This window comes from Telluria sp. LT1R51-2, assembly GCF_059685775.1.
In genome coordinates this window covers 2,635,302-2,655,235 of the sequence record NZ_JCASIM010000001.1, presented here as the reverse complement: position 1 = coordinate 2,655,235, position 19,934 = coordinate 2,635,302, and the positions used below count along the sequence as shown (strand labels likewise).

Sequence of the window (19,934 nt, the reverse complement as noted above, 5' to 3'; positions counted from 1 at the left end):
GGCAGAGATAACGAAAAATGATGCAGTCTACAATTTCAACATTTCCACCGTACCTGAGCCTGGCCATCTGGCTCCCGATCCTGTTCGGCGTACTGGTCCTGGCCGTCGGCCGCGACAAGAATGCCGGCATGGTACGCATGCTCTCGCTCGTGGGCGCCATCGTCAGTCTGTTGCCGACGATTCCCCTGATCACGAACTTCGACAACGCAGCCCACGGCATGCAGTTCTTTGAACAAGCGGCCTGGATCGATCGCTTCAACATCTTCTACCGCCTGGGTGTCGATGGCCTGTCGCTGTGGTTCGTGCCGCTGACCGCCTTCATCACGATCATCGTCGTGCTGGCGGCCTGGGAAGTGATCCAGGAACGTGTCGCCCAGTACATGGGTTCGTTCCTGATCCTGTCGGGTCTGATGATCGGCGTGTTCTGCGCGCTGGACGGCCTGCTGTTCTACTTCTTCTTCGAAGCGACGCTGATCCCGATGTTCATCATCATCGGCGTGTTCGGCGGCCCGAACCGCGTGTATGCAGCGTTCAAGTTCTTCCTGTACACGTTCTTCGGTTCGCTGCTGACGCTGGTCGCGATCATCTACCTGTACAACGCGTCGGGCACGTTCAACATCCTCGACTGGCACCTGCTGCCGCTGACGATGAAAGAGCAGATCCTGATCTTCTGCGCGTTCTTCATGGCATTTGCCGTCAAGGTGCCAATGTGGCCGGTGCACACGTGGCTGCCGGATGCCCACGTCGAAGCGCCAACCGGCGGTTCGGTCGTGCTGGCTGCGATCATGCTGAAGCTGGGCGCATACGGTTTTCTCCGATTTTCGCTGCCGATCACCCCGGACGCAAGCCAGTACCTGGCGCCGGTCGTCATCGTGCTGTCGCTGATCGCCGTGATCTACATCGGCCTGGTCGCGCTGGTCCAGAAGGACATGAAGAAACTGGTAGCGTACTCGTCGATTGCTCACATGGGCTTCGTCACGCTGGGCTTCTTCATGTTCAACGACCTGGGCGTGCAGGGCGGCCTGATGCAGGCAATCTCGCACGGCTTCGTGTCGGGCGCGATGTTCCTGTGTATCGGCGTGCTGTACGACCGTGTGCACTCGCGTGAAATCGCTGCCTACGGCGGTGTCGTCAACACGATGCCAAAGTTCGCTGCCTTCGCCGTGCTGTTCTCGATGGCCAATGCCGGCCTGCCGGCGACGTCGGGCTTCATCGGCGAGTTCATGGTCATCCTGGGCGCGGTCGAGTTCAACTTCTGGACGGGCCTGGCTTCGGGTACCGCGCTGATCCTGGGCGCTGCCTATTCGCTGTGGATGGTCAAGCGCGTCATCTTTGGCCCGGTCGCCAACAAGCATGTGGCCGAACTGGTCGACCTGAACGGGCGCGAGTTCGCCATCCTGTCGGTGCTGGCCATCGCCACCCTGGCCATGGGCCTGTACCCGGCGCCGATCGCCGAGACCTTGCAGGTGTCGGTCACCGATCTCCTGCAACATGTCGCAGTCAGCAAAGTGCCTCAATAAAACGCCATGAATGAGATGACCCCAACCCTGTTATCGGCAGCCGACACCAATCTGGTGCCGGTGTATGCCGAGATCTTCCTCCTGATCGCGACATCGGCGATCCTGCTGATCGATATGTACCTGAAGGCCGGCAAGCGCAATCTGACGTATGCGCTGTCGCTGCTGGCAATCGCCGGTTGCGCCGTGTTCTCGTTCGTCGATTTCAATGCCGGCACGACCGTCTTCACGTTCAGTAATATGTACGTGTCCGATCCGATGTCGAACCTGCTCAAGCTGTTTACCTACCTGGCCACGGCCATGACCCTGGTCTATTCGCGCCAGTATGTCGGTGCGCGCGACATGATGTCGGGCAACCTGGGCGGCGAGTTCTATGTGCTCGCACTGTTCTCGATGCTGGGCCAGATGATCATGATCTCCGGTAACAGCATGCTGTCGATCTACCTCGGTCTGGAACTGATGTCGCTGTCGCTGTACGCGCTGGTGGCGCTGCGCCGCGATCACGCGATCTCGACCGAAGCGGCAATGAAGTACTTCGTCCTCGGCGCACTGGCATCGGGCTTCCTGCTGTACGGCATGTCGATGATCTATGGCGCAACCGGTTCGATCGATATCGACACCATCGGCCGTGTCACGAGCGCCGGCGAAGCCGACCGCATGATTCTGGTCTTCGGCCTGGTGTTCCTGGTAGCCGGCCTGGCGTTCAAGCTCGGCGTCGTGCCATTCCACATGTGGGTGCCGGACGTGGTGCAGGGCGCCCCGACGGCTGTCACGCTGCTGCTGGGTGGCGCGCCGAAGCTGGCAACGTTCGCCATCGTCATCCGCCTGCTGGTCGAAGCACTGCCTTCGATGGCGTTCGACTGGCAGCAGATGCTGATGGTCGTGGCCGTGCTGTCGCTGGCGTTCGGTAACATCACCGCGATCGCGCAGACCAATATCAAGCGCATGCTGGCTTACTCGACCATTGCCCAAATGGGCTTTGTCGTGCTGGCCCTCGTGGTGGGCAATACGGGCAGCGATCTGACCGATGCTGCTGCCGCCTACAGCGCCGGTATGTACTACACGATCATCTATGTGCTCACGACGGTCGGTACCTTCGGCCTGATCATGATGCTGGCACGCGCCGGCCATGAAGCCGAACTGATCAGCGACTTCAAGGGTCTCGGCAAGCGCAGCCCATGGTTCGCCATTGTCATGACCATCCTGATGTTCTCGCTGGCCGGCGTGCCGCCGATGGTGGGCTTCATCGCCAAGTACGCGGTGCTGCAGGCCGTGGCCAATACCGGCATGGTGTGGCTGGCGGTCGTGGCTGTCATGTTCTCGCTGATCGGTGCGTTCTACTACCTGCGCATCGTCAAGACCATCTGGTTCGATGAAGCCGCCGACACCTCGGCCATTTCGACCCCGCTGGACATGCGCATCGTCATGTCGCTCAACGGCGTGGCGATCGTGGTGATGGGCGTGATCCCGGGCAGCCTGCTGGCCGTTTGCTACAGCGCCATGCAGGCCACGCTGGCCAAGTAAGGCGTGGATCTGAACCTGGCCACCTGGCTGGTGGTGCTTCTCGCACTGGCCGCTGCCAACCTGCCGTTCATCAACGAGCGCCTGTTCGGGCTCGTGGCGCTCCCCAGCCGCAAGCCGGCCGGGGAGCGGCGCACCAAGCCGTTCCCGGTGCGGCTGCTCGAGCTGATCGTCCTGTACTTCGTGGTGGGCTTCATTGCCCGCCTGCTCGAATCGCGCATCGGCTCGGTGGCCGTGCAGACCTGGGAGTTTCATGCCGTGACCGGGTGCCTGTTCCTGGTGCTGGCGTTTCCCGGCTTCGTGATGCGGTATCTGCACAAGCCACGCAGGTAGAAATCGAGAGGTTCGCTTATGATGCTCCGTATCGCAGCCTCAACGATAAGGAGCACATAGTGTCGGAACTGAAAGAAACCCGCCTCGACGGCAGCGTCGTCTACGATGGTCCCTTCCTGAAGGTCGAACGCGACCGGATCCGCCTGCCGGATGGCAAGGAAAGCCACCGCGAATTCATCCGCCACCCCGGCGCCGTTGTCATCCTGCCGCTGCTGCCCGATGGGCGCATCCTGCTGGAACGCCAGTTCCGCTACCCGAATGGCAAGGTCTTCATCGAATTCCCGGCCGGTAAAATCGATCCGGGCGAAGACCACCTCGATTGCGCCAAGCGCGAACTGGTCGAGGAGACCGGCTACACGGCGGCCAAGTGGCGCTTCGTCTGCACCATCCACAATGCCATTGCCTACTCGGACGAGCACCTCGAGATCTTCCTGGCCGAAGACCTGACGCACGGCGAGCAACAGCTCGATGCCGGCGAATTCCTTGAACTGTTTTCCGTCACGCTGCCCGAACTCCTGGACCTCGTGCGCAGTGGCGAGATCACCGACGTCAAGACGATCATCGGCACGTTCTGGCTCGAGAAAATCCTGGCTGGCGACTGGACGCCTGCCTGATCACGATGCAGCACCTGTTGTTGGCAGCAATGCTGTCGTTATTGATCTCGGCGGCGTCGGCCCAGACCCGCACGCCGCTGCAGGCGCGCTGCGAAGACACGATCGGCGAAAGCATCTCGGTACTGTCGACGCGCGAGCAGGGCTATCGCATCGACAACACGCGCTCGTACTATGACCTCACGCGCCTGATGCCCAGCGTGCGGCGCGGCTCGTGGGTGCTGGGCCTGACCCACACCGAAGCACGGGTGCGCATCAATGTCGGCGGGCGCATGCTGGCCGACCCGGCCACCGGTTACGAATGCGTGGCGCCGCGGATTGACGTCAGTCTCGATTACGCGCCCATCGTCGTGTATGTCAGCCGCGAATTCCCACCCGCATCGTGCGCCTACCGCGAAGTGCTGGCCCATGAAATGCGTCACCTGACGACGTACCAGAGCTTCATGCCCAAGGCCGAGGCGACCGTGCGCGCGCGGCTGGCGGGGCGCTTTGCCGGCAAGCCGCTGTACGCGCCCATCGGCCAGGCGCAGGCGCTGCTGCAGCGCGAGATCGACCGTAGCTGGATGCCTTATATCAAGGGCGAGATGGCCAGGGTCGAAGTGCTGCAGGCGGCCATCGACACGCCGCAGGAGTACGCCCGCCTGGGCAAGGTTTGTGCAGGTGAGGTACAGTCGTTGCTGAGAACCGCACGCCGCAATGGATGACAACCAGCTGTTGATGACAATGAACGAACAACCCGACGCAAGCCGTCGCCACGTGGCCCTGATTCCGGCCGCCGGCGTCGGCGCACGCATGGCTGCCCGCAGCCCCAAGCAGTACCTTGCCATCGGCGCCAAGCCGATGCTGCGCCACACGGTCGACGCCTTTCTGTCCAGCCCGCTGATTGCCCACACCTACGTCGTCGTCAGTCCTGACGACCCGTTCATCGACGCCGTGCTGCCCGACGCAATGACTGGCGCCAGCCGCGTCACCGTGTTGCGCTGCGGTGGCGCGACGCGCATGGAATCGATCCGCAACGGCTTGCACGCCGTACGCGCCACGCTGGCCGATACCGACCACGTGCTGGTACACGACGCCGCGCGCCCCGGCCTGAACGCGGCGCTGATCGAACGCCTGATCACCGGGACGGGCGACCATCCGGCCGGCGGCCTGCTGGCCCTGCCAGTGGTCGATACCGTCAAGCGCAGGGGCGAGGGCGGCATCGCCACCGTGGACCGCGCCAACCTGTGGCTGGCCCAGACGCCGCAGATGTTCACTTACGCGCTGCTGTGCCGCGCGCTCGACGCGGCGACCGATCCTGCCGCGATCACCGACGACGCCAGCGCGGTCGAAGCCCTTGGCCTGGCCCCCAGGCTGGTCGAAGGGCACCCGCGCAATCTCAAAGTCACGCTGCCATCGGACATCCGGATCGCCGAGATGTACCTGGCCGCCGACGCCTCCATCTGACCAAGACAAGAAACGACCATCATGGCACTCGCATCCTACAATCCCACTCCACCGTTTCGCATCGGCACCGGCTATGACAACCACGCGCTCGTCGAAGGGCGCAAGCTCATCGTCGGCGGCGTGACAATCCCGCACCGCCTGGGCCTGCAAGGCCATTCGGATGCCGACGTGCTGCTGCACGCGATCATCGATTCGCTGCTGGGCGCGGCCGCGCTGGGCGATATCGGCAAGCACTTCCCGGACACCGACCCGATGTTTGCTGGCGCCGACTCGCGCACGCTGCTGCGCGAAGTGGCGAACCGCGTGCTGCACGCCGGCTACACGATCGGCAACATTGATGCGACCATCATTGCGCAACAGCCGAAGATGGCGCCGCACATCCCGCTGATGGTCACGCGCATTGCCGAAGACCTGGGCGTCTCGCCGCAGCAGGTCAATATCAAGGCCAAGACCAACGAGAAGCTCGGTTACCTCGGGCGCGAAGAGGGCATGGCCGCGCAATCGACCGCATTGCTGATTCGCATGCCAGCCGACTAATCTGTCGACTGATCGTCGCCTGGGGCGGGGCGGTGGCTCTATAATTGCCAAATGACAAACGCCCCCGCCCACCTGTCGCCCCGCGCGGCCTGGACCCTGATCCTGGTTGCCAGCGCCGTCATGATGATCACGACGGGGACGCGCCTGACCAGCGGCCTGTTTCTGTCACCCCTCAACACGGCCACCGGCCTGGGTGTCGCCACGATCAGCTTCGTGATGGCGGTGGCGCAGCTGATGTGGGGCGTGGCGCAGCCGGTCTTTGGCGCCGTGGCTGACAAGTACGGCCCGGGCCGCGTCATCGCCCTGGGCGGTGTGATGCTGGCGCTCGGCACGGCGGCCACGCCGTTCGTCGGCTCCGAATGGGCGCTGTTGCTGACGATGGGCTTCCTGTCGGCGGCCGGGGCAGGGGCGGGCAGCTTCTCGATCCTGATCGGCGCCACGGCCCAGCGCCTGCCGCCCGAGCGCCGCGCGTTCGCGTCCGGTTTCATCAATGCCGGTGGCTCGTTCGGCCAGTTCGCGCTGGCCCCGTTGATGGGCGCGATCATCGCCGGTGCCGGCTGGATCGTGGCGATGCTGACGCTGGCCGCGACCGCCTTGCTCACCATCCCGCTGGCCTGGCCGCTGCGACGCAAGCGCGCTGCCGTTGCGCCAGCATTGCCGACGGCCGCATCGGCAGCACCGGCCGCATCGGCAGCACCGGCCGCATCGGCAGCACCCACCATTGCCCTCGGCCAGCAACTGCGCCAGGCACTGCGCGACCGCAGCTACCTGTGCCTGCATGCGGGCTTTTTCACCTGCGGCTTTCACATCGCCTTTCTCGTCACGCACTTGCCGGGCGAAGTCGCCATGTGCGGCTTGCCGACGACGGTGTCGGCCACGGCGCTCGCGCTGATTGGCCTGTTCAACATCGCGGGCAGCCTCTCGGCCGGGATGCTGGCCTCGCGCTATCGCATGAAGTCGCTGCTGTTCTGGATCTACGCGAGCCGCGTCGTCATCGTCGGCCTGTATCTGCTGGCGCCCAAGACCGCGGGGACCTTTTATATTTTTGCCGGCGCGCTGGGCTTTACCTGGTTGGCGACGGTGCCGCCAACGGCAGGCCTGGTGGGCAAGCTGTTCGGCGTGCGCTACCTGGCCACGCTGTTCGGCATGACCCTGCTGTCGCACCAGATCGGCGGCTTCTTCGGTGCCTGGCTGGGCGGGCTGGCCGTCGTCCACACGGGTGATTACAGCTGGATGTGGTACGCCGACATGGCCCTGGCTGCAGCCGCCGCGCTGATCAATCTGCCGATCCGCGAGGCGCACGTGGTTCGCGCACCCGCGCTGGCGAAGGCGTAACGATGGCGCGCGATGCCTGGGCCTACCGCGAGGTGGCGGTGGAATCCAGCCTGGACTGGCGCGGCCGGCCGTGCATTTCGCCCGTCTCGGGGCAGGCGTTTTCGACGGGCATGCGCGTGCAGTGCTCGCGCCGCCTGCTCGATCTGGCGCAGTACCCGCTGGGCACGTGCTTTTTGCTGTCGGTGCGCATCAGCGACCGCCAGGGCGGCGCGCCGTTCCTGTATGCGTGGCACGGCGATCCGGTCGTGGTCTTGAGCAAGGCGGCGCGCAAGCGCTTCCTGCAGATGTACCGGCGGCTGCGCCTGTAGCCGCCCAGCATCGGGGTGAAACTGGTTATCATGAGCGATCGACAATACACATCATGCATAACCAAGGAATCCCCATGACCACCAAGAAAATCGCCGTCCTCGTCGGTAGCCTGCGCAAGGAATCGTTCACCCGCCGCGTTGCCAACAGCCTCATCGACGTGGCACCGGATGGCTTTGAACTGACCATCGTCGAACTGGGCGATCTGCCGCTGTACAACGAGGACGACGACACCGCCACGCCGCCGTCCGCGTTCACGGTGTTCCGCGAAGCGATCGGGGGCGCGGACGGCATCCTGTTCTGCACGCCCGAATACAACCGCTCGGTACCGGGTTCGCTCAAGAATGCCATCGACGTCGGCTCGCGCCCGTATGGCAAGGCGGCGTTCGCCGACAAGCCATGCGCCGTGGTCAGCGTTTCGCCCGGCGTCCTGGGCGGTTTCGGCGCCAACCACCATCTGCGCCAGATGCTGCCGTTCCTGAACATGCCGACGATGCCGGCGCCGGAAGCGTATATCGGCGGCGTCGCTGCCAAATACGAGGGCGACAGGCTGATCGACGACAGCACGCGTGCGTTCTTCGAAAAATTCATGGCTGCCTTCGGCGCCTGGGTCACGCAGCACGCCCGATGAGCCGGGCGAGCGACAACCAACCTGTCCCCACTGCGCCACGCGATATGCCAACCCTGCTGGGTCGCCCGGCGGGTGGTTGGCGTGCGCGCATGTTCGACGTCATCTTCGGCACCGACACGCCGGCCGGGCGCCGCTTCGACCTCGCGCTGGTCGCGATCATCCTGCTCAGCATCCTCACCGTGGTGCTCGACAGCGTGCCGGCCATCGGCCGGCGCTATGCGGTGCAGATGTCGGTGCTCGAATGGACGTTCACGATCTTCTTCACCCTCGAGTACATCGCGCGCCTGGTCTGCGTGCAGCGCCCGGTGGGCTATGCGCGCAGCTTCTATGGTGTGATCGATCTGGTGTCGGTGCTGCCGACCTGGATTTCGCTGCTGGTGCCGGGCAGTCAGGTGTTTCTCGACGTGCGCATCCTGCGCCTGCTGCGCATTTTCCGCATCCTCAAGCTCACGCGTTATGTCGACGAGTACACGCGCCTGGGTGAGGCGCTGGTGGCCAGCAAGCGCAAGATCATGGTGTTCCTGTCGGTCGTGCTGATGCTGATCCTGATTCTCGGTACTGTCATGTACGTGGTCGAGGGGCCCGAAAGCGGCTTTACCAGCATCCCGATGGCGATGTACTGGGCCACGGTGACGATCACCACAGTCGGCTATGGCGATATCACGCCGCACACACATCTGGGCAAGGCAATCGCGTCGTTCATGATGCTGCTTGGCTGGGGCATCCTGGCGGTGCCGACGGGGATCGTCAGCGCCGAAATGACGTCACAGAAGCTGTCGCGCCACGCGCCGCGCGGCGAACCGCGTACCTGCAGCAGTTGCGGCAGCACGGGGCACGATCCGCGCGCGCAGTTCTGCAAGGATTGCGGCGCCGGCCTGGCGGCAGACCAGGCCTGACGGCAAGGCATCAATCGAGCGTAATGTTCGCCTTCTTGATGACCTTGTTCCAGTAGTCGAGCTCGCCCGTTACGAGGCTGGCGACGGCAGGCGGATTCAGGTAGTGGATTTCGACGCCTTGGGCATCGGCCTGCTTTTTCGCTTCCGGCGTGTCCAGCGCACCCTTCACGCCATTGGTCAATTGCGTGACGAGAGCCGGCGGCGTGCCCGCCGGCGCGAACAGGCCCACCCAGGCTTCGAGCGTGAAGTCGGGGAAGCCCGCTTCGGCCGTCGTCGGTACCTGCGGCAGCATCGGATGACGCGCCTTGCCGGCGATGGCCAGCGCCTTCAGCTTGCCGGACTGGACATGCTGCATCACCGATGGCGGCGTCGTGATGAACACGTGCACGCGTCCCGATAGCACGTCCGCAACCGCCTGGCCGGAACCCTTGTACGGAACGTGCAGCATATTGGTGCCGGTCTGCTGCTTGAACAGCTCGGTCCCGATATGCGACAGCGAGCCGTTGCCCTGCGACGCATAGCTGAACTTGCCGGGGTTCTTTTTCAGGTAGGCCACCAGTTCACCCAGCGTATTGACCGGCAGGGACGGGTGCACGGCCACGACATTGGTCGCGGTGACCAGCAGCGCAACGGGCGTGAAATCCTTGGGCGCCCACGGCAGCTTCGTCATCAGCGACGGATTGGCGGTGTGATACGCCGAGTACGATACCAGCAGCGTGGCGCCGTCGGGTGCCGAGCGCGCCACCGTCTGGTAGGCGATATTGCCGCTGCCGCCGGGCCGGTTGTCGACGACGACCGTGTGCTTGAGCAGCTGCCCGAGCGGTTGCGCGACCACGCGCGCGGCCGTGTCGACCACGCCGCCGGGCGGGTTGGGAACGATCAGCGTGATCGGCTTGGATGGCAGCGATTGGGCAAGGGCTGTGGCTGAAGCGAGCAGCAGCATGCTGCCGGCAAGGGTGCGAAGCATCGTAGGTCTCCTGTGAATGTGTCTGTCATGACCCGCTCTCCGGGGCGGGCTTTGGGTGCAGCAAGGTACAAGCCAATGTACTGACTTCTCGCGCGTCCGGCATTCGTATTATCGGTCGTGCAGGTTTCGCATTCCGCGAAGCCTTCGCCATCCGCGAAACGGGAATTGCCGATTCAGGGATTCCCCGGTCACGCGGTTTCGGGCCACACTCGGTCCACCGGCAACGCCGCCGCAGAGCGGGCAGTGTCGGCAATCGAACGATCGCGATGGAGACGACAGATCATGGCATACACGCTGTACGATAAATTGTGGTCACGGCACGAAGTGCACGTCGAGGACGACGGCACGACGCTGCTGTACGTCGACCGCCATCTGCTCAATGAAGTCATGAGCCCGCAGGCCTTTGAAGGCCTGCGCACGCACCGCCGCAAGGTCTGGCGCATCGCGTCGAACCTGGCCGTGGCCGACCACAATATCCCCACTACCGACCGCGCGGCCGGCATCGATGATCCCGTCTCGCGCCTGCAGGTGGAGACACTGACGAAAAACTGCGGCGAATTCGGGATCGACGAAATCGGCATGACGGACCGGCGCCAGGGCATCGTGCATGTGATCGGGCCGGAGCAGGGCGTCACGCTGCCGGGCCTCTCCGTCGTCTGCGGCGACAGCCATACAAGCACGCACGGCGCGTTTGCCTGCCTGGCATTTGGCATCGGCACGTCCGAGGTCGAACATGTGCTGGCGACCCAGTGCCTGCTCGGCAAGAAGTCGAAGAACCTGCTGGTGCGCTACGACGGCGTGCTGCCGCCTGGCGTGACGGCCAAGGACATGGCGCTGGCCATGATCGGCAAGATCGGCACCGCAGGCGCGACCGGTTATGCGATCGAGTATGCCGGCGCGGCAGTCACCGCCTTGTCGATGGAAGGCCGCATGACCCTGTGCAATATGACGGTGGAGGCCGGCGCGCGCTGCGGCATGATCGCGGTCGACGACAAGACGCTCGCCTACCTGGACGGGCGCCCCGAAGCGCCCCGCGGCGCACAGTGGGAGCGCGCCGTCGCCTACTGGCGCACCCTCGCGAGCGACCCCGGCGCCGTGTTCGATGCGGTGGTGACGATCGACGTGGCCACGATCAAGCCCCAGGTCACGTGGGGCACGTCGCCCGAGATGGTCACGACCGTCGACGGCATGGTGCCCGATCCGGCGCACGAGCCGGACCCGACCCGGCGTGCCGGCATCGTGCACGCGCTGTCGTACATGGGCCTGGCGCCCGGTACGCGCATCACCGACATCCATGTCGATGTGGTCTTCATCGGCTCGTGCACCAACTCGCGCATCGAGGATTTGCGCGCTGCCGCTGCCATCGTGCGCGGCCGGCAGGTCGCGCACAACGTGCAACTGGCGATGGTGGTGCCGGGCTCGGGGCTGGTCAAGCAGCAGGCCGAGGCCGAAGGGCTCGACGCCATCTTCCGCCAGGCGGGCTTCGAATGGCGCGAGCCGGGCTGCTCGATGTGCCTGGGCATGAACGCGGACCAGCTGCAGCCCGGCCAGCGATCGGCCTCGACCTCGAACCGCAATTTCGAAGGGCGCCAGGGCGCGGGCGGCCGCACGCATCTGGTCAGTCCGGAAATGGCAGCCGCCGCGGCCGTCATGGGGCATTTCGTCGATATCCGGGAGTGGAGCTGATGGAACAATTTACCGTACACGAAGGACTGGTCGTGCCGCTCGATCGCGGCAATGTCGATACCGATGCCATCGTCCCCAAGCAGTTTCTCAAGTCGATCCGCCGCGCCGGCTTCGGCGTGAACCTGTTCGATGCCTGGCGCTATCTCGATATCGGCGAACCGGATCAGGACTGCAGCGGCCGGCCGCTGAACCCGGATTTCGTGCTGAACCAGCCGCGCTACCAGGGTGCCAGCATCCTGCTTGCGCGCGAGAATTTCGGCTGCGGCAGTTCGCGCGAACATGCGCCGTGGGCGCTGGCCGACTACGGCATCCGCGTCCTCATCGCGCCGTCGTTTGCCGAGATTTTTTATAACAACTGCTTCAAGAACGGCTTGCTGCCGATCGTGCTCGCGGACCACGAGGTCGATGCGCTGTTCACGGCGTGCGACGCCACGCCCGGCTTTTCGCTGAAGGTCGACCTGCCGGCGCAGACCGTCACCTGGCCAGGCGACGAACGCATCAGCCGGTTCGAGGTGGACCCGGCGCGCAAGGACCGGCTGCTGCATGGCCTCGACGATATCGCGCTGACGATCGGCCACGCTGACAAGATCCGGGCCTATGAAGCATGGCGCAGGAAGGAAGAAGACTGGGTGTTCTGAACCCGCGCGCAACGCTGCCACGTGCTTGTGGCAAGATGCACGCTGTCTACCCTGTCGTCATCCAAGGAGAGTGCTGTTGAACTACGCGCGTTTTGATCTGGTCACGCTCAACTTGTTCATCGAGATTGCGCGCACCGGCAGCATCACGCGCGGCGCCCAGCAATCCAATCTCGCCGTCGCCGCAGCAAGCAAACGTGTATCGGACCTTGAGGCGCATCTGGGCACCCGGCTGCTGTACCGCCACGCCAATGGCGTCACGCTGACCGAAGCGGGCCGCTCGTGTTTTCAGCACGCGCTGGGCATCCTGCAGGATGTCGACAGGATGTCCGGCGACCTGTCCGACTTCGCTGCCGGCGGCCGGGGTCAGGTGCGCATCTGGGCCAATACGTCCGCAGTCACGCAGTTTCTGCCGGACGACCTGACGCGCTTTCGGCGCGAGCATCCGGGCATCCGCGTCAGCCTGGAAGAGCGTAACAGCGGCGACGTCGTGGCAGCCGTGCGCGAGAACCGCGCCGACATCGGCCTGTTCGCCGACCGCACCGCCGTCGGCGACATCGACGTCTTCGATTACCGCCAGGACCGGCTGGTCCTGATCGTGTCGCACGATCATCCGCTGGCCACGCACGACAGCGTGCGGCTGGCCGATGCGCTGGACTATGAATTCGTCAGCCTGTCCGAAGCCACGTCGCTGGCCGAACGGCTGCGCACCGAATGCAGCCGCCTTGAAAAGCCATTGAAGCTCAGTATCCAGGTGCGCAGCTTCGACGCCGTCTGCCGCATGGTGATGGTGGGCCTGGGCATCGGCGTGCTGCCGCGCCTGGCCGCCGAACCGCACGTGCGCTCGATGGGCCTGAAGCTGATCACGCTGACCGACGACTGGGCCGAGCGCACGCTGCTGCTTGCGCTGCGCAGTACGCTGGCGCTGCCGGCCCCGGTCAGGTTGCTGGCCAGTTGCCTGAGCGCCGATGCGGCCCGCGCGATCAACGGGCCCTGAATGCGCCCTGAACGCACACCATTCCAACCCATTCAAGAAAAAGCCAATCCATGTCGATCCATTTCTACGAACCCCGTCAAGGCCACGGGCTGCCCCACGATCCCTTCAATGCCATCGTCGGCCCACGGCCCATCGGCTGGATCTCGTCGCTGAGCGCATCCGGCGTGCGCAACCTGGCCCCGTACAGCTTCTTCAACGCCTTCAATTACGTGCCGCCGATCGTCGGGTTTGCCAGCATCGGCGCCAAGGACACGCTGCGCAATGTGCAGGAGACGGGCGAATTCGTGTGGAACCTCGCGACCCGCCCGCTGGCCGAGGCGATGAATGCGTCGTGCGCCGCCGTCGGCCCCGAGGTTGACGAGTTCGCGCTGGCCGGGCTGACGCCCACGTCATCGCGCTTGGTGGCGGCCCCGCGCGTGGCCGAAAGTCCGGTGGCGTTCGAATGCAAGGTCACGCAGATCATCCAGCTGCAGCAGGCCAGCGGCGAGACGGTGCCGACCTGGCTCGTATTGGGCGAAGTGGTGGGTGTGCACATCGCCGCAGCGTCGCTGAAGGATGGTGTCTACGACACGGCCAATGCCGGCCATATCCTGCGCGCGGGCGGGCCGGCCGATTACTTCTCGGTCGGGCCGGAACAGCTGTTCCAGATGCATCGGCCGCGCTAGACGATCATCCGGTGCGCACCACGGTGGCGTGCGGCGCACCGGATTGGTGGGTTACGGCATGGCGGCGTGATGGGCAAAGCGTGGTGCAGCGCGGCCCGGCAATGGTGCAGACGGGCGTGTCAGCGTGACCGCTGGCGGGGCAGCAGCGTCGCGTTCGAGCCAGTAGTTGAACTGGCCGAAGCTCGGCAGGCCGCCCGCGTCCTGGCCCTGGAAGAAGTCGCCCAGCATCTGGCGATACGCTGCGCGGCGCGAAAAATCGTCGTGGCTGGCGGCGTAGCGCGCTGCAGCGGCGCGGAAGATTGCGCGCATCCGTTCGTCGGCATTGGTGCCGGTGGCCTCGCCCTTGCGTGGCCGGCCACGCTTGATGCCGGCAGTGACGGCGCGCGTGCGCCCCGGTGCGCCCGAGTTGCCGTAGTCCGGCAGCAGCGCATCCGGCGTCTGGCCCCGTTCCCAGTAGCGGCGCAGGTAGCGCAGGATGCTGGACTTCGAGATGCCATGGGCCGCAGCGTAGCCAGCGATCAGGATGGCGCGCTCGCGCGGCTGGTACAGCGCCTGACGATCGGCGTGCAGGGTGCGCACGGCCGACCAGGCCTTGGCTTGCAGGGCCAGGTAGCCTTGCGGTACCGGCTCTTGCGGCGGCGCGGCCGCAAACGGATCGACCAGCAGGCGGCGCGCGCCACCGCTGCGCAGTTCGTCCTCAAGGTCGTGCAAGGGCGTCGGTTCGGGCAGGGCCGAGGGGCTGGCCAGCCGGTACGTCCAGGCCAGCGCCTGGGCGCGGTCGATCCACAGCACGCGGATCATATGGCCATGCATGCCCGTGTATTCGAGCACATCGTTTTGGGTCAACATCGACTTCTCCCGCAGTTCAGTGTGCTTTAGTACATGCAAGGATCGGGCCAGCCCGGTTGACCGCTGGCGCTCACCAAGGCGTACTCATATGGTGCACCCCGAACGTGCGGATGACGCTTACTGCCGCAACGCTGTGGCAGTCAGGGATTCGGTCGTCCGTGGCATGCGCACTTGCCGCGCCAGACCGAACAACGGCCGCACGAGCGGCACGCGCCGCACCATCTCGTACAGCGCGAAGCTGCCGCAGGCGGTCAGGATCATCAACAGCGCCGCTTCGAAGCCGGGCGCCAGCTGCAGCGGCTTGAAGGCATGCGCCATCACGACGATCAGCGTCTGGTGCGCGATGTAGACGGGGAACACGGCGTCGGTCAGGTAGCGCCGGGCCGGCCCGTCGCGGTTCAGGTGACAACGTGCAAAGCCGCAGGCGGCGATGATGGCGCTCCAGGCGCACAGCGCGTACACGAACCGCATCCCGGTGCGCCAGCGTTCGATCTCGTGCGGCGCCATGGTCTCGTGCGACCCCAGCAGCCACAGCACGATTCCCGCCCAGGCCGCCAGGGCAAGGCACAGCGCAGGCCAGCGCTGCGCCGTCATCGTGGCCCAGATCCGTGGCGTGCGCGCCAGCAGCGCACCGAGCACGAAGACGGGCAGGTAGGTGGCATGGTTGTACCAGTCGTTTGTCAGCGAATGGTCTTGCGGAAAACGGTCGAGCAACAGGATGCGTACCACGCCCAGAAACACGACCGGCAATATCAGCAGGCGCCACCCGTCCAGCAGGGCGCCAACCCGGCGCGCAAGCGCAGCAATGCGCAGTTCTCCCAGCAACGCCGCGCCGGCGGCAAGCACCATCGTATAGCACCACAGGTACAGCACGAACCACAGGTGGTTCCAGGTTGGCAGCGACAGGCAATCGTCGCGGCAGAAGCCGTCGTAGCCCACCAGGTACAGCCGCATGAACGCCAGGTAGTCGCCCGTGTAGCCGAGTTTTTCAACCACTTCGAGATAGGGCTGCGGCGGCACGATCACGAGCATCCCGAACAGCAGCGGCACCAGAAGGCGCAGGCTGCGCCGGCGCACGAAGATCTGTGGGCCCAGGCGTGTCAGCAGGAAGTGCGAGGCCACCCCGGCCACGAAGAACAGCAGTGTCAGGCGCCAGGGCGACGACAGCAGCATGAAGGGTTCGGCCGCTTCGCTGGCGTGCGCACTCTTCACGTGCCAGTCCCAGCTCACGTAATACATGCCCACGTGATAGGCGATCAGCACGAAAAACGCCAGGATGCGTACCCAGTCGAGAAAGTACAGGCGCTGGCTGGTGGCAGGAACAGATGGCTGCATGGGGAGTCCTTGGAATTTGAAGACCCCAGCATCGCGCAGCCTCGCATGGCGGCGCCAGCGCCATGGGGCGAACCGGACTTCAGGCGGGGCGAAGCGGATCGAGCAGGGCCGCCCGGTATTGCCGGCTGCATGGGACGACGGCGCCGCTGTGCAGCACCAGCGTGCAATCGCCCCTGCTGTGCGGGACGATGCGCTCGACGGCAGTCAGGCGCACCGCCGCGCAACGATGGCAGCGCACGAACGCGGGACCGAGCTGCGCGAGCAGCGTGCCCAGGGACTGGCGCAGCAGCGGTGCGCCGTTGCGGGTGTGCAGCGCGACGTAGTTATCGGCTGTTTCGAGCCATTCGATATCGGCGACCGGCACGACGCGGGTGGCGCCGCGCTCGGTCACTAGCAACTGGCGTGGCGGGGTGGCGCTGCTTGTCGGCGCGTGTGCCGCTGCGCTCAGCCGACTCTGCAGCCGATCCAGTGTGCGCCGCAGCCGCGCGCCATCGAACGGCTTGAGCAGATAGTCGACCGCCTCGGCATCGAACGCGCGCAGTGCGTAGTCATCGTAGGCGGTCACGAATACCACCAGTGGCGCCGGCGCCGGCAGCGAAGCGGCGACGTCGATGCCTGACAGTTCCGGCATCTCGATATCGAGCAGCAGTGCGTCGGGCGCATCGCGTGCGATCAGCGCCAGCGCTTCGACGCCATCGGCTGCTTCCATCACCGACGTGACGCCCGGCTCGTGCGCGAGCATGCGGCGCAGGCGCTCGCGCGCCGGCCGTTCGTCGTCGACGATCAGGAGGCGCATGGCACCCTCAGTTCGGCGCGCACGCCGGCCGGCAGCAGCGCATGCAGGGCAAGGTCCGCGCGCGCGCCGTGCAACGCGGCCAGCCGGGTGCGCAGGTTGATCACCGTGATGCCCGGCGTGCCCGGCGTGCCGGATGGCGCCAGCACGCCGCCATCGTCCTCGATGCACAAGCGCAGCGCGCCGTCCACGATCCTGGCTTCGACCCGGATCGCCGTCGGTGCGCGCCGGTGCGCCACCGTGTGCTTGAACACGTTCTCGAGCAGCGGTTGCAGGCTGATCGCGGGCAGCAGCACTGGCAGGGCGGCCGGCTCGATGTCCCAGGCCAGCGTCACGCGCCCGTCGAAACGCTCCTGCATCACGGCGGCGTAGCCCTGGGCCAGACGCAATTCGTCACCCAGACTCGCCTGCGGTTTTTCACCCAGCGCCAGCGTCGCGCGCAATACGTCGGCCAGCCGCGCGAGGGTCGCATCGGCGCGTGCCACATCGGTGTGCATCAGCGAGGAAATCGTGTTGAGCGCATTGAAGAGGAAATGCGGCTGCATCTGGCGCGTCAGGCGCTCAAGCTGGGCTTCGCGCAGCAGGGCGCTGGCCTGCTCGGCGCGCACGCGCTCCTTCATCATCTCGCGATACGACAGCAGGCCGAAGCCGATCATCGTGAACAGGCCGAAGAACAGCGAGATCTTGAGCGCCTCGTAGACGAACACCTCGGACCAGGCCTCGTGCTCGTAACGCGTGCCGGCCAGTGCATAGACCGCGTGGCGCAGCGCGAACACGACCGGCGTGAAGCCGAACCAGTACAGCGGCAGCCAGCGCGCCTGCTGCCCGAACCAGCGCCACGGCGTGGCAACCAGCACGTCATGCTGCGCGCTGAAGCGGCGCTGGATCACGAACAGACAGGTGGCCACCAGTGCCGATGACGTTTGCCACAAGACTGGATGCCAGAGCGCGGCGCCCCCGTCGCGCCGGTAGTCTTCGACGGCGACGAGCACCATCAGCGTCCAGAACAGGAGCCAGGCAATACCGGCGACGAGCAGGGTGCGGCGTGAGGGCATGGGACAGGCAAAATGGGAGACGGTCGATCTTCCAGCATTCCCTGGCGCGTGTCAAAGCGGCATGCATGGTGACTGCCGCTGCGATGACATCGCATCACCCGAGGCGCAATTGCCGACTGTCAATTCGAGTTCATGCGACAATTCAACCATGAGCGATCCAGTCCGACCTTCTTCCATTTCCTCCGACGATGGGGGCATGCGCGCCCTGGTGCGCCGCCATGATTGGGCAGCCACTGTACTGGGTGACGCGGCCAGCTGGCCGCCCGAGTTGCGCGTCGCAGTCGATCTGATGCTCGATGCGCGGCATCCGGCGCTGGTCGGCTGGGGCACGCCTGCATCGCCCGCCATGCCGGTGCTGTTCAACGATGCCTATGCCAGGCTGCTGGGGGCAGAGTACCCACAGGCGCTGGGCCAGCCGCTGTCCGGCATCCTCCCCGCCGCCTGGCCGCGCTTGGCGCCGCTGGTCGACAGTGCGCTTGCCGGCGCGCCGGCCTGGCTCGACGATGTGCAGCTGGTGCCGGCAGTCGACACACGCCATTTCAGCGCCGCCTTCTCGCCACTGCGCGACGCCACCGGCACCGTGCACGGTTTCTTCCATACGGCCTTCGAGATCGACGCCGGCGAGCACCACCGTGTCGAGGCGGCGCTGCAACGCCAGGCGCACGAGTCGGCCGAGGCCACGCGTCATCGCAGCGAATTCCTGGCCGTGCTGGCGCATGAACTGCGTAACCCGATGGCGCCGATCCGCACCGGCCTGGAAATCATGCGCCTGCGCGCCGACAGTCCCGAAACGATCGAGCGCGTGCGCGAAATGCTGGAGCGCCAGACGCGCCAGATGACGCACCTGATCGACGACCTGCTCGATGTCGCCCGCGTCACCAGCGGCAAGATCGATATCCGCAAGCAGCTGGTCGATCTGAACCGTGTGGTGGCAAGCGCGGTCGAGACCAGCACGCCGATGATTCAGGGCGCGCGCCACATGCTCGATGTCGCCATGTGGGGTGAACCGCTGCTGCTCGACATCGATCCGACCCGCGTCGCACAGGTGATCAACAACCTGCTGACCAATGCGGCCAAGTACACGCCGCCCGGCGGCAGCATCCGCCTCACGGTGCGCAAGGAACGCGACAGCGGCAGCGGCGGCAGTGGCGGCGGGCAGGCGGTGGTATCGGTGACCGACAGCGGCGTGGGCATTCCGCCCGAGCACCAGGACACGATCTTCGAGATGTTCAACCAGGTCGGTCGCAATATGGGTCTGGCGCAGGGCGGGCTGGGCATCGGCCTGTCGCTGGTGCGCCAGCTGGTGGCGCTGCATGGCGGCAGCGTCAGCGCCGAGAGTCCCGGCGCCGGCCTTGGCAGCACGTTCACCGTGCGCCTGCCACTGGGCGCGCGCATGGCGGTGCCTGGCGAGGACACCGCGCGCCAGGATCGCCGCACGGCGCAGCGCCGCACCTACCGCATCCTGGTGGTGGACGACAATATCGACGCGGCCGAAAGCCTGTCGCTGCTGCTGCAACTGAACTCGCACGAGATCCGCACCGCGACCAACGGCCGCGATGCGCTGACCCTGGCCCGGGAGTTCGTGCAGGACGTTGCGTTCCTCGATATCGGCATGCCCGGCATGACGGGCTTCGAACTGGCCACGCGCCTGCGGGCCATGCCGGAACTGGCACGGATGACCATCGTCGCCGTCACCGGCTGGGGTTCGGAAGAAGACCAGGCACGCTCGCGCGAGGCCGGGTTCGACCAGCACTTCACCAAGCCGATCGCCGCCGAAACGGTGAGCCGCCTGCTGGCGGCGCTGGACTAGGCCTTTACC

21 protein-coding genes are annotated in these 19,934 nt (G+C 65.6%); 16 read left to right on the top strand and 5 right to left on the bottom strand.

What is annotated here, in order from left to right:
• The first annotated feature begins 17 nt into the window (after positions 1–17).
• From AC56LH_RS11595 to AC56LH_RS11545, 11 genes are all read left to right on the top strand, one after another.
• Entirely contained in the window at positions 18–1,520 is a 1,503-nt protein-coding gene (locus AC56LH_RS11595; protein WP_499646152.1) for an NADH-quinone oxidoreductase subunit M, read from the top strand.
• A 6-nt stretch (positions 1,521–1,526) separates the two neighbouring features.
• Complete coding sequence (gene nuoN, locus AC56LH_RS11590; protein ID WP_499646150.1) at positions 1,527–3,041, top strand: NADH-quinone oxidoreductase subunit NuoN; 1,515 nt, start codon at positions 1,527–1,529, stop codon at positions 3,039–3,041.
• A gap of 3 nt (positions 3,042–3,044) precedes the next feature.
• Positions 3,045–3,371, top strand: coding sequence for a DUF2818 family protein (locus AC56LH_RS11585; RefSeq protein ID WP_499646148.1), 327 nt, complete (start codon positions 3,045–3,047; stop codon positions 3,369–3,371).
• A 56-nt stretch (positions 3,372–3,427) separates the two neighbouring features.
• Positions 3,428–3,985, top strand: a complete 558-nt coding sequence (locus tag AC56LH_RS11580; RefSeq protein WP_499648453.1) for an NUDIX domain-containing protein — start codon at positions 3,428–3,430, stop codon at positions 3,983–3,985.
• Positions 3,986–3,990: 5 nt separating this feature from the next.
• Positions 3,991–4,686 (top strand): hypothetical protein, encoded by a 696-nt coding sequence (locus tag AC56LH_RS11575; RefSeq protein WP_499646146.1) that lies wholly within the window; start codon positions 3,991–3,993, stop codon positions 4,684–4,686.
• A complete protein-coding gene (ispD, locus tag AC56LH_RS11570) occupies positions 4,679–5,428 on the top strand; it encodes a 2-C-methyl-D-erythritol 4-phosphate cytidylyltransferase (RefSeq protein WP_499646144.1) in 750 nt (249 codons plus the stop codon). The genes AC56LH_RS11575 and ispD overlap by 8 nt, the downstream gene beginning before the upstream one ends.
• 21 nt (positions 5,429–5,449) lie before the next feature.
• The gene (gene ispF, locus AC56LH_RS11565; RefSeq protein ID WP_499579829.1) at positions 5,450–5,965 is read left to right on the top strand and encodes a 2-C-methyl-D-erythritol 2,4-cyclodiphosphate synthase; all 516 of its coding nucleotides are present in this window, start codon (positions 5,450–5,452) and stop codon (positions 5,963–5,965) included.
• A gap of 51 nt (positions 5,966–6,016) precedes the next feature.
• A complete protein-coding gene (locus tag AC56LH_RS11560) occupies positions 6,017–7,300 on the top strand; it encodes an MFS transporter (protein WP_499646142.1) in 1,284 nt (427 codons plus the stop codon).
• 2 nt (positions 7,301–7,302) lie between these two features.
• Positions 7,303–7,608 carry a hypothetical protein gene (locus tag AC56LH_RS11555; protein WP_343025379.1) on the top strand — a complete coding sequence of 102 codons (306 nt, stop codon included), beginning with the start codon at positions 7,303–7,305 and terminating at the stop codon, positions 7,606–7,608.
• 74 nt (positions 7,609–7,682) lie between these two features.
• Positions 7,683–8,237, top strand: coding sequence for an NADPH-dependent FMN reductase (locus AC56LH_RS11550; protein ID WP_499646140.1), 555 nt, complete (start codon positions 7,683–7,685; stop codon positions 8,235–8,237).
• Positions 8,238–8,281: 44 nt separating this feature from the next.
• Positions 8,282–9,133 carry an ion transporter gene (locus tag AC56LH_RS11545; RefSeq protein WP_499646138.1) on the top strand — a complete coding sequence of 284 codons (852 nt, stop codon included), beginning with the start codon at positions 8,282–8,284 and terminating at the stop codon, positions 9,131–9,133.
• A gap of 10 nt (positions 9,134–9,143) precedes the next feature.
• On the opposite strand, the gene AC56LH_RS11540 is transcribed toward AC56LH_RS11545, so the two are convergent.
• The gene (locus AC56LH_RS11540; protein WP_499646136.1) at positions 9,144–10,100 is read right to left on the bottom strand and encodes a Bug family tripartite tricarboxylate transporter substrate binding protein; all 957 of its coding nucleotides are present in this window, start codon (positions 10,098–10,100) and stop codon (positions 9,144–9,146) included.
• A gap of 282 nt (positions 10,101–10,382) precedes the next feature.
• Here AC56LH_RS11540 and leuC point away from each other — a divergent pair, with 282 nt between their 5' ends.
• From leuC to AC56LH_RS11520, 4 genes are all read left to right on the top strand, one after another.
• The gene (gene leuC, locus AC56LH_RS11535; RefSeq protein ID WP_499646134.1) at positions 10,383–11,786 is read left to right on the top strand and encodes a 3-isopropylmalate dehydratase large subunit; all 1,404 of its coding nucleotides are present in this window, start codon (positions 10,383–10,385) and stop codon (positions 11,784–11,786) included.
• Positions 11,786–12,424 carry a 3-isopropylmalate dehydratase small subunit gene (gene leuD / locus AC56LH_RS11530; RefSeq protein ID WP_499646132.1) on the top strand — a complete coding sequence of 213 codons (639 nt, stop codon included), beginning with the start codon at positions 11,786–11,788 and terminating at the stop codon, positions 12,422–12,424. The genes leuC and leuD overlap by 1 nt, the downstream gene beginning before the upstream one ends.
• Positions 12,425–12,500: 76 nt before the next feature.
• Positions 12,501–13,418: a LysR substrate-binding domain-containing protein gene (locus tag AC56LH_RS11525; protein ID WP_499646130.1), complete on the top strand. Its 918-nt coding sequence runs from the start codon at positions 12,501–12,503 to the stop codon at positions 13,416–13,418.
• Positions 13,419–13,468: 50 nt separating this feature from the next.
• Complete coding sequence (locus tag AC56LH_RS11520) at positions 13,469–14,083, top strand: flavin reductase family protein (protein WP_499646128.1); 615 nt, start codon at positions 13,469–13,471, stop codon at positions 14,081–14,083.
• Positions 14,084–14,134: 51 nt separating this feature from the next.
• Here AC56LH_RS11520 and AC56LH_RS11515 read toward each other — a convergent pair whose 3' ends face one another.
• The 4 genes from AC56LH_RS11515 to AC56LH_RS11500 all read right to left on the bottom strand — a co-directional run bounded on the left by AC56LH_RS11515 (position 14,135) and on the right by AC56LH_RS11500 (position 18,115).
• Positions 14,135–14,932, bottom strand: coding sequence for a hypothetical protein (locus tag AC56LH_RS11515; protein ID WP_499646126.1), 798 nt, complete (start codon positions 14,930–14,932; stop codon positions 14,135–14,137).
• Positions 14,933–15,049: 117 nt separating this feature from the next.
• On the bottom strand, positions 15,050–16,267 hold the full coding sequence (locus AC56LH_RS11510; RefSeq protein ID WP_499646124.1) for an acyltransferase family protein: 1,218 nt from the start codon (positions 16,265–16,267) through the stop codon (positions 15,050–15,052).
• Between the two features lie 79 nt (positions 16,268–16,346).
• Complete coding sequence (locus AC56LH_RS11505; protein ID WP_499646122.1) at positions 16,347–17,063, bottom strand: LytR/AlgR family response regulator transcription factor; 717 nt, start codon at positions 17,061–17,063, stop codon at positions 16,347–16,349.
• Positions 17,051–18,115 (bottom strand): sensor histidine kinase, encoded by a 1,065-nt coding sequence (locus AC56LH_RS11500; RefSeq protein ID WP_499646120.1) that lies wholly within the window; start codon positions 18,113–18,115, stop codon positions 17,051–17,053. The genes AC56LH_RS11505 and AC56LH_RS11500 overlap by 13 nt, the downstream gene beginning before the upstream one ends.
• Before the next feature lie 148 nt (positions 18,116–18,263).
• Between AC56LH_RS11500 and AC56LH_RS11495 the strand changes: the two genes are divergently transcribed.
• Positions 18,264–19,925 (top strand): hybrid sensor histidine kinase/response regulator, encoded by a 1,662-nt coding sequence (locus tag AC56LH_RS11495; protein ID WP_499646118.1) that lies wholly within the window; start codon positions 18,264–18,266, stop codon positions 19,923–19,925.
• Positions 19,926–19,934 lie beyond the last annotated feature (9 nt).